The 17710-nt window shown below is 45.6% G+C and carries 10 protein-coding genes; 6 read left to right on the top strand and 4 right to left on the bottom strand.

Annotated features, from left to right (window positions below; genetic code table 11):
• Positions 1 to 231: 231 nt before the first annotated feature.
• Positions 232 to 3777 carry a DEAD/DEAH box helicase gene (locus K339_RS0127640; RefSeq protein ID WP_028526495.1) on the bottom strand — a complete coding sequence of 1182 codons (3546 nt, stop codon included), beginning with the start codon at positions 3775 to 3777 and terminating at the stop codon, positions 232 to 234.
• 123 nt (positions 3778 to 3900) lie between these two features.
• Between K339_RS0127640 and K339_RS0127645 the strand changes: the two genes are divergently transcribed.
• The 5 genes from K339_RS0127645 (at position 3901) to K339_RS0127665 (ending at position 12174) form a co-directional block, all read left to right on the top strand.
• The gene (locus tag K339_RS0127645) at positions 3901 to 5190 is read left to right on the top strand and encodes an alpha/beta hydrolase family protein (protein ID WP_084332345.1); all 1290 of its coding nucleotides are present in this window, start codon (positions 3901 to 3903) and stop codon (positions 5188 to 5190) included.
• A 181-nt stretch (positions 5191 to 5371) separates the two neighbouring features.
• Positions 5372 to 5965, top strand: a complete 594-nt coding sequence (locus K339_RS0127650; RefSeq protein WP_028526497.1) for an RNA polymerase sigma factor — start codon at positions 5372 to 5374, stop codon at positions 5963 to 5965.
• A 48-nt stretch (positions 5966 to 6013) separates the two neighbouring features.
• On the top strand, positions 6014 to 7102 hold the full coding sequence (locus K339_RS0127655; protein ID WP_028526498.1) for a FecR family protein: 1089 nt from the start codon (positions 6014 to 6016) through the stop codon (positions 7100 to 7102).
• A gap of 133 nt (positions 7103 to 7235) precedes the next feature.
• Entirely contained in the window at positions 7236 to 10721 is a 3486-nt protein-coding gene (locus tag K339_RS0127660; protein ID WP_229598832.1) for a TonB-dependent receptor, read from the top strand.
• A gap of 19 nt (positions 10722 to 10740) precedes the next feature.
• Positions 10741 to 12174 carry a RagB/SusD family nutrient uptake outer membrane protein gene (locus tag K339_RS0127665; protein WP_028526500.1) on the top strand — a complete coding sequence of 478 codons (1434 nt, stop codon included), beginning with the start codon at positions 10741 to 10743 and terminating at the stop codon, positions 12172 to 12174.
• 195 nt (positions 12175 to 12369) lie between these two features.
• Here K339_RS0127665 and K339_RS0127670 read toward each other — a convergent pair whose 3' ends face one another.
• The 3 genes from K339_RS0127670 to murA all read right to left on the bottom strand — a co-directional run bounded on the left by K339_RS0127670 (position 12370) and on the right by murA (position 16795).
• Positions 12370 to 13617, bottom strand: coding sequence for an MFS transporter (locus tag K339_RS0127670; RefSeq protein WP_028526501.1), 1248 nt, complete (start codon positions 13615 to 13617; stop codon positions 12370 to 12372).
• A gap of 13 nt (positions 13618 to 13630) precedes the next feature.
• Entirely contained in the window at positions 13631 to 15421 is a 1791-nt protein-coding gene (locus tag K339_RS0127675; protein WP_028526502.1) for a 3-keto-alpha-glucoside-1,2-lyase-like domain-containing protein, read from the bottom strand.
• A 66-nt stretch (positions 15422 to 15487) separates the two neighbouring features.
• Positions 15488 to 16795, bottom strand: coding sequence for a UDP-N-acetylglucosamine 1-carboxyvinyltransferase (murA, locus tag K339_RS0127680; protein WP_028526503.1), 1308 nt, complete (start codon positions 16793 to 16795; stop codon positions 15488 to 15490).
• A gap of 454 nt (positions 16796 to 17249) precedes the next feature.
• On the opposite strand from murA, the gene rbp reads away from it, so the two are divergent.
• Positions 17250 to 17636, top strand: a complete 387-nt coding sequence (gene rbp / locus K339_RS0127685; RefSeq protein WP_028526504.1) for an RNA-binding regulator — start codon at positions 17250 to 17252, stop codon at positions 17634 to 17636.
• Positions 17637 to 17710 lie beyond the last annotated feature (74 nt).

Here is a 17710-nt window from a genome sequence, read left to right on the forward strand (position 1 = left end):
TGTAATTCGGGGGTTTACGTATTTTAGTTGTGTTAACAAATTTAAAATACGGATGCAATCGCTGGCTACCCGCACACACTTTTCAATCTTGATTCTCCAATTTTTACCAAATTGGCATCAATTTATCAAACAATCAAATGCCCCTTACTGGTTGAGTTATTTCCAGAGAAAAAAATGATTTCAGGCACACCTTCATGGCTACGTTTAAATGCCAGCCAATCGGTTGCCATTTTACCCCAGCCTCACCAATTCCCGCAAGTCATTGTTTGACAAATCGCCCAACCACGTTTCGCCGTCCGTGACGGTGAGGTTGGCGAGTTCGCGTTTGTTTTGGATGAGTTTGTTGATTTTTTCTTCAAAGCTACCCTGCGTGATAAATCGGTGAACCAACACATTTTTGGTTTGGCCAATCCGAAAAGCGCGGTCGGTGGCTTGGGCTTCTACGGCGGGGTTCCACCACAAATCGTAGTGAATCACGTTGTTGGCAGCCGTTAAATTGAGCCCTGTTCCGCCCGCTTTGAGCGACAAAATCAGAATACGCGTCGAGCGATTGTGTTGAAAATCGTCCACCATTTCATCGCGGTTTTTACGGCTGATACCTCCGTGAAGGAACGGTACTTCCAACTGCATTTGCTCCTGAAACATCGTTTGTAACAACGTCCCCATTTCTTCATATTGGGTAAAAATGAGCGTTTTTTCGCCATTTTCGAGAATTTGACGAATCAAATCCAACAGCAATTGCGTCTTGCCTGATGCTTCAGGTTGAGCGCCGCCTTTTTTGAGGTAGTGCGTGGGGTGGTTACAAATTTGTTTGAGGGCGGTCATCATTTTAAAAATCAACCCACTGCGTTTGAATCCATCTTTTTGACCTTCAATCCCGCGCAACGCTTGGTCCACTACACTTTGATACAAGGCCGCTTGCTCGCCCGTGAGCGTACAAGCTTGGTCGATTTCGATTTTGTCGGGCAAATCTTGGATGATTTTTTTGTCCGTTTTTACCCGCCTTAAAATAAACGGTTCAGTAACGCGCTTAAACTTATCCAAGGCGTGTTGGTCGCGGTCAATCTCAATCGGAATGGCGTAGTCACTCACAAATTTTTTCAGATTACCGAGGTAGCCTTTGTTGGCAAAATCAAAAATCGACCAGTATTCGGCCATGCGGTTTTCGACGGGCGTACCACTCATGGCGATTTTGATGCCCGATTTCATTTTTTTGACGGCCTTGGTTTGGGCGGTATTGGGATTTTTGATGTTTTGCGCTTCGTCAATGACCATCACTGCCCATTTTAGCTTGCTCAAACCCTCTTCCTCACTGCGTACCACGCCGTAGGTGGTGAGCAAAATATCGGCATCTTTGAGCGGAGTCAAGCTTCGTCCCGAACCGTGGTACAGGTGCAGACGAAGTTCGGGGGCAAATTTGCTGATTTCCTTCGACCAGTTGGTGAGCAACGTCGTTGGCACTACGACCAGCCCTTTCAATTTTTTGAAAGCCCCTTCTTGCTTCATTTTCAGGAGGGTAGTGATGACTTGCAGGGTTTTTCCCAACCCCATGTCGTCGGCAATCAGGCTACCCATTCCCAAACGAGCATTTTTGTAAAGCCATTCGTAGCCGCGCTGTTGGTAGGGGCGTAAGTTGGCGGTAAGGCGCTCGGGGAGTGCAACGGTTTCGTTTTTCAACAACGATTTCATCCACTTTTGCGCCGATTTTGTGAGGGTCACGCCCGTACCGTTGAATTCTTCTGTAAGGGCCGTTTGTAGTAATTCATTGCTATCCAGCGAAGGCGGATTTTTGAGCTTTTCGAGTAAGGTTTTGATTTCTTTTTCGTCAAAATACGCGTACTGGTCTTTGATTTTTACCAAACCTCGGTAGTTTTCAATCATCCGTACAAAGCTTTGGGTATCAATGTGTTCTTCGCCCACGGCTACTTCCCAGCGGAACTTGAGCATATTTTCCAAACTGATAATCGACGAAGCCGCAACTTTGCCATCGTCTTCGCTGTCGAGCGTCATGGTAAGCTGCGGACGAAGCAATTTTTGGAGCGATTTTGGTAACTGAATTTTGATGCCAAACAGTCGAATCGTTGGCAAAATCTTCAGGAGAATGTCGGCAAATACCTCGGAGTCGAACTGCAATGTTTTTGTTCCATTGCTGGCAATCAGTTGATTAAGTTGCGGAAAATGCTCCGCCATCATCGAAAGGTCGCGCATCACCCCGATGCGTACGGGCGCATAGTTGCGTTCGGTCATGAACGTTTGGAGGGGAATCGGGATGCCGAGTTCAGACCTTTTATGTTCCACAAACAGATTGACCTTAAAACCCTCTTCCAGTTCTTCTACTTGCACCAACGGCACGTAATCGCGTTGGGCAATGAAAAATTTATTTAACCATAACTGAATATTACTCGGGATTTCGCGGGATTCAAAACCTCCAAAGAAAACCATTGAGCTTCTAAAAAATAAATCGTCGGTGTCGGTGGCTTTGTAGTCAAAATGGTCGTTGAATTGCCGTATGCGTTCGGTCAAAATGAGCGAAGACAGGGCATTCATAAAATCGGTTTCGGTGGGAATAAAGATGTCACGTTTCCCAATTTTATAATAAAGAATTTCGGGAGGCAACACAGCCCGTACGTGAGCCGTTAGGGTGGCTACTTGTTCGTTGACAGTGGCAGGTATCCAACGCACCAAATGGTATTCTCGCTTGAGTTTGGCACGTAGCAATTGGGGAATAATGGCGCCGCGTTCAAGAAGTTTGAGCGCCAAACGATTCAAAAAATAAAGCCCTTTGAGGGTAGGAGAGAGCTGCGGCAACTGCGACGAAGGCAAGTGATGAATCCAATCAATAAACTTGGGGAGTTCGTCAAATTGAAACACAACTCGCTCGCGGGTATCTCTGAAATTGGCCTGCAAAAAGCCCAGTGCTTCGTCCATGATGATTTCGCCGCTTTCTACCGCGTCCAAATCTTTGTCATACTCTTGCTCACTCGGTTCTTCGGAAACGGCAAGTTCGCGCGCTTTTTTGGCGGTATTAATGTAAAACTTTTGTAAAACCTGTTTAAAATTACCCGTTCGGTAAAACAAAGGTTTATCACCTAAAAGTGACAATAAATTGTCCGAAATATCGGGAAGCGTCGAAAAATCCAGCGGGGTATATAAGGCTTCGTTTGGCTGAAAAACCATTTCTTCTGAGCCTTCAAACGGTTGGCGAATATCGGCTACGTCGAGCGTTTCTACGTCTTTTTGGTCAGACGATGCAAACCCCAACGTTTCCAAGCTTTTGAACAAATCAAAATCACGGAGTTCAAAAATCAAAAAAGGGTTTTTATCAATTTCATTAGCGACCAAAAACAGCACCGCCGCGCGGTGTTTGCAAGGGTCGCCCCAGTCGGGACACGAACAATCGGAATGAAAAGCCTCCCACGAACGCGGAAATAGAAAAATTCCTTGATGTTGACAGTCGTTGAACAACTCCGAAGGTAGCTGACGATTCAGCAATTGCGTCAAATACAGCGGATTTTCAGTAATCAAACTCAGCAATCGGGCTTTGTCAGACGGGGAGAGTGGGTCGATATTGAACGAAATCTTGTAAGGTCGAGGGCTGGTGCCTTTTACCCGCGCCGCTATTTTATTGCCCTCAAACGCGATGCTTTGGACGGAGCCATTGTTGGCATACGTACGACCTCTGGCCAATCGCCCGCTTTCATCGAGACCTTCCAGTAGATTGATCCATTGTTGTCCCCACCACGTTTGCCCAAAAGTACTTTTACGCTGAAATGCCATTCGTTTTTTTGTTTTTTGCAAAAATAAGGGGAATTAGAAGTTTGGTGCCTATTTCCCAAGATAAGAAGTAGTTGATTCTGAATTTTCACTTTTTGTGAAAAGAAAAAGATAATGTCGCCCTACATGAAAAAAGCAACGTTTACAGCCCTTCTTAGTTTATTTTCGATGTTTGGATTGGCCCAGCAACCTGCTAATCGGCCTACGTTGGTGGCGGGAATACCTGTCAATTATCAAGAAGATTCGGTGGCAGCTTACAACTTGCCCCGTTTGTTGACCTGCTCAGACGGCCAAAGGGTAACCTCATCGAAAATATGGGCGAAAAAACGCCGCCCAGAATTACTGAAATGGGTCGAAGAAATTCAGTTTGGGAAAATGCCAGCTCGCCCCAAAGCGATGAGTTTTAACGTTTTTGATAAAGGAACACTGGCATTTGGCGGGAAGGCTTTACGCAAACAAGTAACGGTTTATTTTACAAAAGATACTTCAGATTGGAAAATGAACTTGGTGGTGTATCTTCCTGTAGCCGCTATCAAACCTTCGCCTTTGTTGTTGTCGATTTCGTTTGCGGCTTACAATCAGGTGATTGAGGATAGTGGACTTTTGGTGGGGACAATTTGGTCGCGGGAGGGGAAAAGAATAAAAGCAGACAAGCCCAGTGCATTTGGTAAAATAAACGTAGAGCAATTTATTGACGCAGGCATCGGCTTTGCAATGGTTTATTACGGCGACATTGAGCCCGATTTTAAAGACGGAATTAAGTACGGTATCAGAAGTAAATATTTACCAGCTGGGCAGACCGACGTGAATGAAAATGAATGGGGGGCGATTTCGGCATGGGCGTGGGGATTGAGCCGTGCCATGGATTATTTTCAAACTGATAAGCAAATCGATAGTAAGCGGGTAGCTCTTCAAGGTGCTTCGCGGTTAGGTAAAACGGTGCTGTGGGCAGGCATTCACGATACCCGTTTTAAGATGGTAATCGCGAGTATTTCGGGAGAAGGTGGGGCGGCACTCGCACGGCGCAATTACGGAGAAACGGTGCAGCACATTACCGATCCGTCGCGGTATTTGTACCAGTTTGCCCCGAAATACCATAGTTATGCAACGCAGTTAGACAAATTGCCTTTTGATGCCCATGCCTTGGTGGCATTGATGGCCCCGCGTCCGCTATTATTACAGACAGGAAGCACCGATTATTGGTCAGATCCTAAAGGTGAGTTTTTGTCGGCCCAAGCAGCCAGTCCTGTATATCAATTGTTTAACAAACAAGCCCCTGCTACATCGGCTATGCCCGCCGCAGGTGATACTTCGCTGTTGATGAATGAGTTGGGGTATTTTATGCACGAAGGAGGCCATACCGTTTTACCTACGGATTGGGCGCATTTTATTGCGTATATGAAAAAGTATTTGTGAGAGTTGGCGTACGCAGATTGGTGCTGATTTTAATACTGATAGTGCTGCGCAACACTTACCAAAGAGGAGACTACAAACAATTTTGAATGCCTTTGTTCAAAATTTTATCAAAAAATTCATAATTCAAGGGTTAGGTTTGTTGCTTTTAGGTCTCGTGTCATTAAAGGTCCCATTTGAACCCATGAAACCCAGACCCAAAGACGAACATACCCAACAACTCTGGCAAGATTACCGCGCAGGTGACCCCACTTCGCTGGCGCAATTGATGCAGTTGAATTACTCCGATTTATTTCATTGGGGAGTGCGCTTTTGTCCCGAACGGGAGATGGTGAAAGACTGTATCCAAGAGCTTTTTTTGAGTCTTTGGCAAATACATGCGACCATCGGAGAGGTTGAAAATGTGCGGGCTTATTTGCTGAAGTCGCTCAAAACGAAGTTGTTGAGGGAGTTGTCAAAACAACACAATCATTTTTACGAATTAAACGACGACTACGATTTTGATGTGTTGTTTTCTGCCGACCTGCGCATGATTGAGGACGAGTATGAAGTATATCAACTCAAACGATTGGAACACGTATTGGGACAATTGCCCGAACGTCAAAAAGAGCTTATTTATCTACGATTTTACCAAGATTTGAGCTACGATCAAATTGCCGAAACCATGCAAATCGGCCGCCAATCGCTGTATAATTTACTTCAAAAGGCACTCACAAGTTTAAGAAAACACTGGCAGGTGGGACTCAACTTGTTGTTGGTAGCCATGTGGGTGAGATAATCAATCGGAGCCTTTGGGAAATTAACTGAAAAGCATTACACCAATCAAATGAAAAAATACGAAGAATATAACGCCTTAGATTTTGTTAAAGACGACTCATTCCGAGATTGGGTGCGTGGAAAAGGAGGCGATGAGGGTTTTTGGATGCACTTTCTACAACAACATCCCGAAAAAAAGGCGGACATTCGTCAAGCGGAGTTGCTTATTCGGGCCATGAATGTAGCGCCCGAATCACTCTCCGAAAAAGAAGTTCGCCAGGAAGTAACTCAGTTTTTGGAAAAAATCACCAAACCTTCTGACCAAGACGTATCAACTCCCGTACGGGTTTGGTGGCAGCGTCCCCTCTATCAATTTGCGGCGGTCATGGCCTTCGTAATTCTTTCCTTTGGCGCTTGGTGGGCTATGAATGTGTACGAAAAAACGCCACTGATGGGTTCAATTACTGCGTTTGACAATTCACTGGCCGAAACGGTGAACGAAACGGAGGGTTTCTTAATGTTGACCCTACAGGATGGCTCCACCGTCAAACTTAGCCCTCATAGTCGATTAAAATACGCGCCGAAATTCACGGGTGAAAACCGCGAAGTGTTTCTGACGGGCGAGGCACTTTTTGAAGTAGTAAAGAAAAAAGAACCATTTTTGGTACAAACAGGTAAGCTAACCACCAAAGTATTGGGAACTGTTTTTACGGTAAGAGCTTACAAATCAGATAATCGCGTAACGGTGCAAGTACGGTCGGGAAAAGTTTCGGTGTATTCAATTGATGAGAAAACCCCTGCTGTGATGACCACCACCAAAGGCGTGATATTGACGGCTAACCAAGCGGCGGTTTTTGAAGAAAAAGAAAAACAACTCAGTAAAACATTGGTGTTAGCACCGATTGTATTGCGCCCCGAAGCCATTATAAATCACTACGAGTATGACGAAAGTCCACTACCGCAAGTTTTAAATCAATTAGAACAAGCTTATGGAATTCATTTTCAGTTTGACAATGAAAGCCTTAAAAACTGTAAAATCACCGCAACGCTTTCAAACGAATCCTTATATGATAAACTTAATTTACTCTGTAAAATCACGGGGGCAACCTACGAGATTGTGGACGGCCAAATCATCTTTGACGCCCAAGGATGTATCTAAAAAAAAATCGGCAGTGGTTCCAGCACGGCCGATTTGGATTTAACTTTTTTCAAATGTGTGTCTAAGCTATCTAAAAAAAGATGGTAGTGAAGATGAATGTCTCAAAACCAATGTTATAAACCCAGACAAATTTATGCAAAACCTTTTTACTGGTCAATTTTGGCTTCGAATTATGAGGTTTACTTTGACGCAACTGATGGTTGCTGTGCTATTTTTGAGCATATCTCATGCCCACAAAATGCACGCTCAGGAACTCCTGAATCAACGACTCACGCTAAGTTTTGAAAGCGCTGAAATCAAAAAAGTGCTTCAGCGCATCGAAAAAACGACAAATGTGCAATTTATGTACAGCTCCAACGTGATAAAAAGCACGCGGCGTGTATCTCTAGCGGTTAACAACGAACGCTTGGCAGTTGTACTTGAAAGCTTACTTACGCCCATGGAAGTGGCATACGAAGTAGCAGGTAATCGCATTTTACTCAAACGTGTAAAAGTTGAAAAAACGGCCACGCCCAATCAAACGTCTGTCCACCCAAACGAATTCGCCCCCATCGACCGACAAATAATCGGAAAAGTAATCGATGAAAGTGGGGGAGGGTTGCCTGGGGTAAGTGTGGTGGTCAAAGGCACAGCCAAAGGTGCTATTACAGACAGCGATGGTAAGTACAACCTCAGTATTCCAGAAGGGAATGTCACGTTGGTGTATAGTTTCGTTGGTTATGAAGCCCAAGAAGTTGCCGTTGGGAGCCGTACTACCGTAGATGTTACCTTGAAAGTGGACGTCAAAGCCCTGAGCGAAGTCGTGGTGGTGGGTTATGGTACCCAAAATCGGAAAGACGTAACGGGTTCTATCGCCTCTATCAGCGCACAGGACATCAAAGATATGCCCGTGACCAACGTGGCAGAAGGGATGGCTGGAAAACTACCTGGAGTGTTGATTCAGCAAACCACAGGTGCACCTGGCAACAGTCCTTCGGTCAAAATCCGAGGATTTGGGTCAATCAGCGCAGGAAATGGGCCGTTGATTGTAGTGGATGGGCAACCCCTCAACTCAGGCGATTTAACCAATGGTAGCGGTCTTAACCTAATGAACCCCAACGATATCGAAAGTGTCGATGTCCTGAAAGATGCCTCTGCCACCGCTATTTTTGGTTCAAGAGGAGCCAACGGGGTAATGATGATTACGACCAAGCGAGGTAAGGCAGGACGTAGTCGTATCAATTTTGATTATTATACTGGCGTGCAAGAAATCAGCAAAAAAATGGACATGCTCAATGCCCAACAATTTGCGGAATTTAGCAAAGAAGCCTCCAACAATGCTTATTTAGAGCGCGTAACGGGTGCGCAGGCTTCTGACCTCAACAGCGTACGCGCTGCTGGAAATCGCTATCGCTACCCACGCGGCGAATACCCTGGCATCGACTTTGACAACCCTGCCTCTTTGAATTCATACGACTACCAAAACCTGATTTTTAGACAAGCACCCATCAGTAGCTACCAACTGTCGGGCTCGGGAGGAACTGAAAAAATACAGTACATGGTTTCGGGAAATTATTTGAAACAAGACGGTATTATCAATACTTCGGGGTTAAAACGCTACACGTTTCGTTCCAATATCGACGCCCAATTGTCGCCAAAATTGAAAATAGGAATGAGCGTTAGCCCTTCTTTTACGACCGAGCGCCGCGTCAATTCGGATGGCCACTGGGCAAGCAATGGTGTCATCAACGCCGCTTTATCGCAAGCACCTATCATTCCTATTTACCAAGCCGATGGCGTGACTTACAACTCCCAAGCTTCGATTGCAGGAGCTTATGATTGGGCGGGGGTTACCAATCCCGTGGCTAACATTACGGAGTTAGACAATACGGCCACTACATTGCGCTTGTTGGGCAATACATACGCAGATTTGACCATCTGGAAAACCCTTAAATATCGGGCTACTTTTGGCGCTGACTTAAATTATTTCCGTCAAAATCAATTCCAGACATCGGCCATTCCTCTGAATCAATTGTTGCCTCCCAACGCCAATTCGGGGTCTTCGGCTACGCGCCAATCCATCAACTGGGTTACAAGCCATACTTTAGGTTATAATGTAAGCTTAATGGCCAATCACTATCTGGATGCTTTGGTGGGTTTTGAATCACAAAAAAATGATTTTGAGTCAAATAGTGTCAATGCTAACCGATTCCCCAATGATATTGTACGTACAGTCAATGCGGGCGTTATCATCGGTGGTAGCTCTTTGCGCGATCAGTGGTCGTTGGCTTCTTATTTTGCACGGGTAGGTTATACTTACAAAGACCGCTATTTGGTCAATGCTTCTATTCGTCGCGACGGTTCATCGCGTTTTGGAGCCAATCAACGCTACGGTATTTTTCCTTCGGCGTCTATTGGTTGGCGCGTTACGGAAGAGCCATTCATGAAAAACATTCCGACCATATCAGAAATGAAACTCAAGGTAAGTTATGGTTTGGCGGGAAACAATGCCTTTTCTAATTATGGCTCAATCGGTATTTTGGGGGCAGATAACTACGTGTTCGGAAATGCGCTTGTCAATGGTTTGGCTACTTCTACCATCGGCAACGACAACCTAACTTGGGAAAAAAGCCGTCAAACAGATATTGGTTTGGAGTTAGGTTTATGGAAAAATCGAATCTTCTTCACTGCCGATTATTATTCAAGAACTACCACCGATTTGCTACTTTCGGTACAAGTACCTACCCTCACAGGTTTCTCAACTGCCAGCCGTAATATTGGTAAAGTTGAAAATAAAGGAATGGAATTTGGCCTTGTCACTCGCAACACCACGGGCAACTTGAAATGGATGACAGATTTGAATATTTCGTTTAACCGCAACAAAGTATTGGCACTCGGGCCCACAGGCGATGCCATTAGAAGTGGTACGGGTGTGGGGGAAACCAACATTACAGTGATTGGCAAACCACTTGGAAACTTCTACGGCTATCAGCAATTGGGTGTTTTTAAAGACCAAGCCGATTTGGACAGCTACCCACACGATGCCACGGCGCGCCCTGGTGACGTGAAGTTTGCGGATATCAACAACGACGGTAAAATCAATGCTGATGACCGCACGATTATCGGAAATAACCAGCCTGATTTTATTTATGGTATGACAAATTCCTTGTCTTTCAAAGGTTTTGACCTTGGAATTACCGTTCAAGGAATACAAGGTGGGCAGATTCTAAACTTGAGCCGCCGTTTTATTGAAAACTTAGAGGGAAGTCAAAATCAATTATCGACCGTACTCAATCGCTGGCGTTCACCGCAAGACCCTGGCAACGGGGTTGTCCCTCGTGCCAATCAACGAACGACGGGCAACAACAATGCTATTTCGAGTCGTTGGGTTGAGAGTGCAAGTTACTTCCGAGTTCGTAATATCACCCTAGGTTATAACTTGCCAAAAGCAACCCTCGAACGCGTTAAAATCCAAAGCCTTCGATTGTATGGTGGTATCCAAAATGCCTTTACTTCCACCAAATACCTAGGCTTCAATCCTGAAGTGAGTGGTTACGAAAACGCCCTTACGGGTGGCGTCGATTATGGCTCGTATCCATTGGCGCGTACGTACACCATAGGTTTGAATATCGGTTTCTAATCCCAAAAACGGTAACACAATGAAAAGAAGATACATATACCTTACCGCCGTCGTATTAAGTTTGAGCGGTTGTAAAGAGAGTTTTTTGGCGCTTGCCCCTATTTCCTCTACCAGTACTGCTACTTTTTATAAAACTGGCAATGACATGGTGATTGCCCTCAATGCGACCTATGGTTCACTTCAGTCGTCGGGGCAATATGGCAGTTACTACGTAGTTTCAGAAATACCATCCGACGATACTACACCCGTATTGTCAGGTTCGGTTACTGACCAAGATGAGTTTGATAAGTTTTATCTACGTACTACCAACCCTTTCTTAGCTACTCGCTGGAACGACGGCTACCGTGGTATTTACCGTGCGAATGCTATTCTTGATCGGATTGCCGCAGTTACGATGGATGAGAACCTTAAAAAGCGGGTTGTTGGTGAAACCAAGTTTTTGCGGGCACTGATGTACTTTAACTTAGTAAGGGTATTTGGCGACGTGCCTTTGGTGCTGAAAGAAACCACCGACCCTGCCGAAGGATATAACTTTGACAGAGCGGCGGTAACAGATGTATATGCCCAAATCGTCAAAGATTTGACTGAAGCCGAAGCAAGCCTTCCTGACCGATATACAGGCGTTGATGTAGGGCGTGCGACCAAAGGTGCGGCCAAATCGTTGCTCGGAAAAGTATATTTGACCCGTAAACAATACGCCGAGGCAGCAACAAAGCTCAAAGAGGTCATCGACGGTGCTGTATATGATTTGTTGCCCAACTACGCAGATGTATTCAAAGCGGCCAACAAAAATCATAAAGAATCGATTTTTGATATTCAATACAAAAAAGGCTCAATCGGAGAAGGCAACGGCCTTCCTAATACCTACGCTCCCGAAAATTCTGGTAATTCGGTGGTGCAGTTTGGAGGAGGAGGAAACAACCGCCCTACCGCCGATTTTGTAAATGCCTACGAAGCGGGAGATTTGCGCCAAAATGCCTCAATGGCAACGGGTTATACCAACGCCCAAGGAGTGCGCGTTGAGTACAATTACGTCCGTAAATATTCGGATGCTCCAACTGTCAGTGGTGATTCGGAAGATAATTTTCCTGTGTTGCGCTACGCAGATGTGTTGTTGATGTATGCCGAAGCTCTCAACGAAACGGCCAAACCTGCGGAGGCACTGCCTTATCTTAACCGCATTCGACAAAGAGCGGGATTAGCGGCAAAAGGCACTTTAAATCAGGCCGAAATGCGCCTAGCTATCGAGCAAGAGCGTCGTATGGAGCTGGCGTTTGAAGGACATCGTTGGTTTGATTTGGTACGAACAGGCCGCGCCATTCCCGTACTTACGGCCAAGGCACAAGCGATTGGCATTAAAGCCAGTTTAACTGAAAATAACCTCGTTTTTGCCGTTCCGCAAAGCCAGATAGATATTAATCCATCCAAGATTAAGCAAAATCCAGGGTACTAATTTTAGCGATGACAGCCTATTACGCGGCCATTTAAACTATATCTACCATTGTTAGAAATACAAAAAGAGCAGCTCTATGACATGGGGCTGCTCTTGCTTTTTGTCGGTAAGGTTAATCGTTAAGCAAAAGTTCTAGGGTAATTCAAAGTAGCCTCGGTAGAGGCGAAACATTTGTAGTAGCTCAAGGTGAAAGATTTAGGTTTCTTTCAAATTCACCGTTTTCGTCGGGTCAATTTTTAGCCAAAGCAGCGCGGCCACAAACAAACAGCCCGCAATAAGAAACAAGGGAATGTTGAAGTTTTTGGTGTTTTCGACCACTATCCCAAAAATAATCGTGATGAAAAAACCGCCCATTTGTCCCGCAAAATTCATTGAGCCAGCTACCGTTCCTGCATTTCGTTTGCCAATATCCACACACACCGCAAAAGCAACGGGTAGCGCCAAATCTTTGGTCAACACACAAATGGCTAATAAATAACCTGCCAACTGGTCGTCGGGCGTAAGGCCAGCGGCTAAGAAAAAGAAACTGGATAAGCCCAAACCCGTGAGAGCCACGGCGCGACGGCCTACTTTTAAACCGTATTTTTTTGTCAAAAAATCGCTTAGAATACCGCCTACTATGCAGCCAATAGCCCCCAAAAAATACGACAGTGAAATGAAGTTTTTTGACTGTTCTTCGGTCATGTGGCGGCCTTCTTGAAAATAGGTAGAAGACCAGTTGGTGAAGAAATAGGAGCCGTAAAAAAACAAATGACACATCAACATCAACGCCCAGATGTCGGGATTGAGAATGATGGTCTTCCAAGGAATGGCGTGGTCGGTCTGTTTGAGATTTCTGCCCGTTTCAATCTCCTGAATTTCTTCTTCAGAAATGCCTTCCATGGTGCTGGGTTCGTCGCGGAACCAAATAAACCACGCCAACGCCCAAAGCGCTCCTGCGGCTCCTAATACGACAAACGCCCAGCGCCAACCCACCGCATGAACCAACGGAATGACCAGCAGGGGAGTAAGCGCCCCGCCGATGCGCCCCGCCGCCCAAATGGCAGATTGGGCACGGCCTACCTCGATGGCAGGAAACCAGCGCGAAATGGCAATGGTGGCGTTGGGGTAGGCGCCAGCCTCGCCCATACCAAATAAAAAGCGGACAACAAGTAGATAAAGAAAGTTGAAGGCCGTGCCCGTCAGTGCTGTAAAACCAGACCACCAAAGTACGACCCGCGTTAAAACACGACGGGGGCCAAGGCGATCGCCCATGGCCCCCGTTGGGATTTCAAATAATGCGTATGCCAATGAAAATGCGCCTAAAATCCAGCCTAATTCTTGGTTGTTTAAACCTAAATCCGCTTTTACGTATTTACTGACGACGTTCATGCAAACGCGGTCAAGAAAAGTAATAATGGAAAGAGCGAATAAGAAAGCAAGCGTTCGGTAGCGATATTTCATAAGTTAGGTTTAGTTACCACATCAGCGAATAATTGATTTTTGACGCTGCTGGCACTACTAACTCTTGATTTCCGCCAATGGTTCGGATAGCCGCTCCGTCAGCTTGAATATAGTAACTTTTATCGACAACAAAGGTATTGTCGCTGATTTTTACAATTTCTTTTCCCATTGCCAAACGGCATTTCAACGTCGCAGGAATAGTTCCTGTAATGCGAAGCTCGCGGTTCAAGAATTTGCTATCAGCGTCTGGGCGAATTTGGTCTTCAACTTTTACGCCAGCTACGTCGTACTTGAACGTAGGACGACCTGCGGCGTCGATTTCGTATCCGCGTTGACGGAAGCCATCGGTTTCGCCGTATGAAGCAGGCCAAGCCGTTTGGTCACTGGCAATCAAGGCCAAAGTAGGTTGGTTGCTAAGATTCAAAACGCTTCCTTGAGGAATGCTCATGCCATTGCCACGGTCGTTCCACATGGGTGTCACGTCCAAGAAATCGCCTTTCCACACGCGAGCCAATGCTCCTTTTTCTAGGTTGACGGCGTAATGGATGCCTGTTGGCTCACCTACCGAAATCCCGTGTGAAACGTTTTCGTTGAAACTACGGAAAAAGCTACGGTGAACTACTGGCGTGCTGCCTGGCGCAACAAGAATAGGGTTGGTAGGGCTGCTAAGGTTAACAGATCCCAATCCTTGCAATTCGATGGCACGGTTAAAGTCACTTTCTATCGACAAACCGAGCGATGATTTTGCCCAGTCGGTATTTTTGTTGTAAACGTACTCAAATGGTACTTCGCCTGCTGGCAAGGTAACTTTGGCCTGACCATCCCACCATTTCCATTTTAAAATTTCTTCGTTGTTTACCCGAAGGATGCCATTACCACCGTTGTGTACGGTTTGGAAACGATACTCTCCAGCGACAGGTACAACCAATTTTCCCGTAAAACGCAACAGATAGCCGTTGTCTTTGTTGGCGACATCGTACGTAAGTTTTTCCAACGAACCCTCTTTGACCAATTTGGTTTTGCTGTAATCAGGCTCGGCCATGAAAATCCCGTCGTACTGAGCGTATTTTAGGTCTTTCAATTGAGGCACTTGTTCGCCGTATTGCTTCACCGATAGGTTACGGAAAGCTACGCAGCCGTGGTCTCCCTGAATAAGAATGGGGCCTTTGGCTACTTCTCCGTCAAGACTGCCACGGGTAGGGCCAGCAAGTTCTACGTTTTCCTGAACTGTGATGCCGTTGACCTCAATTTTTAAGACTTTTGCATTGGCGATTTTTTTACCAGCACCGTCGAAACGAGGCGCTTGGAAAATGATTTTCATGTGCTGCCACAAACCTGGTGCTTTGCTGGCATTCATGCGAGGGGCATAGCCTTCATATCCTTTTTGTCCACTTGGTCTAGATTCATCCCAACGTTCATAGATAGCACCCAAGTCGTGCGCGTGGGGTTGACGTACGCCCCAGCTATCAAATAATTGGATTTCGTACCGACCTTGTAGGTAAAAGCCTGAGTTGGAGCCTCTGGCCATCATAAAGTCAAACTCTACGTCGGCATCACCGTGTTCAAAATTGGAGAGTAAATCGTACTGACGACCGTATTTTCCTTTGGGATGAATACAAGCCAACACACCCTTCCCCGCAGTGGTGCTCATGGCATTGTTTTGAGCAAGGTCAACTACGGCATCTCCTACAATTGACCAGTTGGCAGAGGGGTTTTTGAAGGAGCTCAGGTCATTTAAAGAAACGGTTTGGCTTTTTACGACTAACGAAACAAGACTAAAAAGCGGTACTAATTTGCGTATCATGTTGGTTTGTTAAAATGTGCCTTTCGGCAGCGATGGTATTGGATTACGTGTTAAAGTCAAATCGTACTAAAGCCGAACAATGTCAGCGCCGATGGCATTGAGACGGGTGTCAATATTCTGATAACCACGGTCGATTTGCTCGATGTTATCAATAATACTCACTCCTTTGGCCGACAAAGCAGCAATCAACAACGATACTCCCGCACGGATGTCGGGGGAGGTCATGCGGATACCACGAAGCTGCGTAGCGCGGTTAAGCCCAACGACTGTGGCACGGTGTGGGTCACAAAGAATGATTTGGGCACCCATTTCAATCAGTTTGTCCACAAAGAATAAGCGGCTTTCAAACATTTTTTGGTGAATAAGAACCGTGCCTTTGGCCTGAATGGCTGTTACCAAAACAATACTCAATAAGTCTGGCGTAAAACCTGGCCAAGGTGCATCGGCCACAACCAGCATCGAGCCGTCGATAAACGATTCTACCTCGTAGTGTTCTTGAGAAGGGATAAAAATATCGTCGCCTCGGAATTCCATTTGAATACCCAATTTTTGGAAAACACCTGGAATAACGCCCAAATCAGGCACTGAGCAGTTTTTGATGGTAATCTCACTTTTGGTCATGGCCGCCAATCCGATAAACGAGCCAATCTCAATCATGTCTGGGAGCATGGTATGTTCCGTTCCAAAGAGTTCAGAAACCCCTTCGATGCTAAGTAAGTTGGATCCTACGCCTGAGATTTTTGCGCCCATGCGGTTCAACATTTTACAAAGTTGTTGCAAATAAGGCTCACAAGCGGCGTTATAAATGGTAGTTACGCCTTCTGCCATCACGGCCGCCATCACAATATTGGCTGTACCAGTGACAGATGCTTCGTCGAGCAACATATAAACACCCTTCAGCCCGCTGGCGTCCACTTGATAAAATCCGCCGTCGTTGGCATCGTATTCAAATTTTGCACCCAAACGTTCAAATCCCAAAAAGTGAGTATCCAAGCGGCGGCGGCCAATTTTGTCACCACCCGGACGAGGAATACGCCCTTTTTTGAAACGCGCTAACATGGGGCCTAAAAGCATCACCGACCCGCGAAGAGCGGCAGCTTTTTGGCGATACATTTCGGTTTCCATGAATTCGAGGTTGACATCAGAAGCCTCAAAGCGAATGGATGAGTCGCTCAAACGGGTGCGTTTTACCCCCAAATCTCCCAATAAATCAATGAGTTGGTTTACATCTCTGATATTGGGAATATTATGAATAGTAACAGGTTCTTTGGTCAGTAAGACAGCACATAAGATTTGCAATGCTTCGTTTTTGGCACCTTGGGGAGTAATCTCACCTTTCAATGAATGCCCACCTGCTATTTTGAATGAAGCCATGTGTTGGAAATAAGCGTTAGGGGGATTGAAATAAACGTTCGGTTCGTATCTTTTTTGCAAAGCTATCAATTTTTGAAAAAAGATAACAATGAGAAGAAGCACCGAGGGCATAAAAAAAAGTCGTGGACAGCAACTGCCGTCCACGACTTTCGCGTGTGCGTTCCTCAAATAATAAGGCATGATATGCCTACAAACTAAAAGTATTTGACCAATACCTTTGGCTTGCAACTATATGTACGCAAAAAAGTGAACGAGGGTTGCTTCTCTCTTTAAAAAAGTTCAAAAAACATTCTTGCTTTTATGAATAAAGCCGAAATTACTTTTATATTTGTCTCGCTATAGGTAGTTTCTCTGTTTCTCTCGACTTGCTGTGTACTTGTCATTTGCTAGACGGAGTATTAGATCGAAGGCCGTCCATAGCGCACCAAGTCACATTATATCAAATTAATGCACAATGAACATTTATGTAGCAAATGTCCCGTTCAAGGCGAACGATGACGAATTAAACGAATTATTTGCGGAATTTGGGGAGGTATCGTCTGCCCGCATTATTATGGACAAGTTCACAGGCAAAAGCCGTGGTTTTGCGTTTGTCGAGATGCCTAACGATGAAGAAGGAAATCAAGCGATTTCACAACTTAATGGTTATGAGTTTTTAGGTAAAGTACTCGTTGTAAACGAGGCTCGCCCACGCGAAGATCGTCCACGCACGGGTGGAGGTGGTTTCGGTGGTGGCAACCGCGGTGGCGGTGGTGGCTACGGCGGCGGTGGTAACCGTGGCGGTGGCGGTGGTTACGGCGGCGGCGGTGGTCGTGATAACGATTATAAAAAGCGCTGGTAAGCTTACAACAATATTGAGAGCAAGAGCCGATTCCTTGGAATCGGCTCTTTTTTTGTACTTTCCAACCATTTTAT

This window comes from Runella limosa DSM 17973 (genome assembly GCF_000482465.1).
GTDB classification, from domain to species: domain Bacteria; phylum Bacteroidota; class Bacteroidia; order Cytophagales; family Spirosomataceae; genus Runella; species Runella limosa.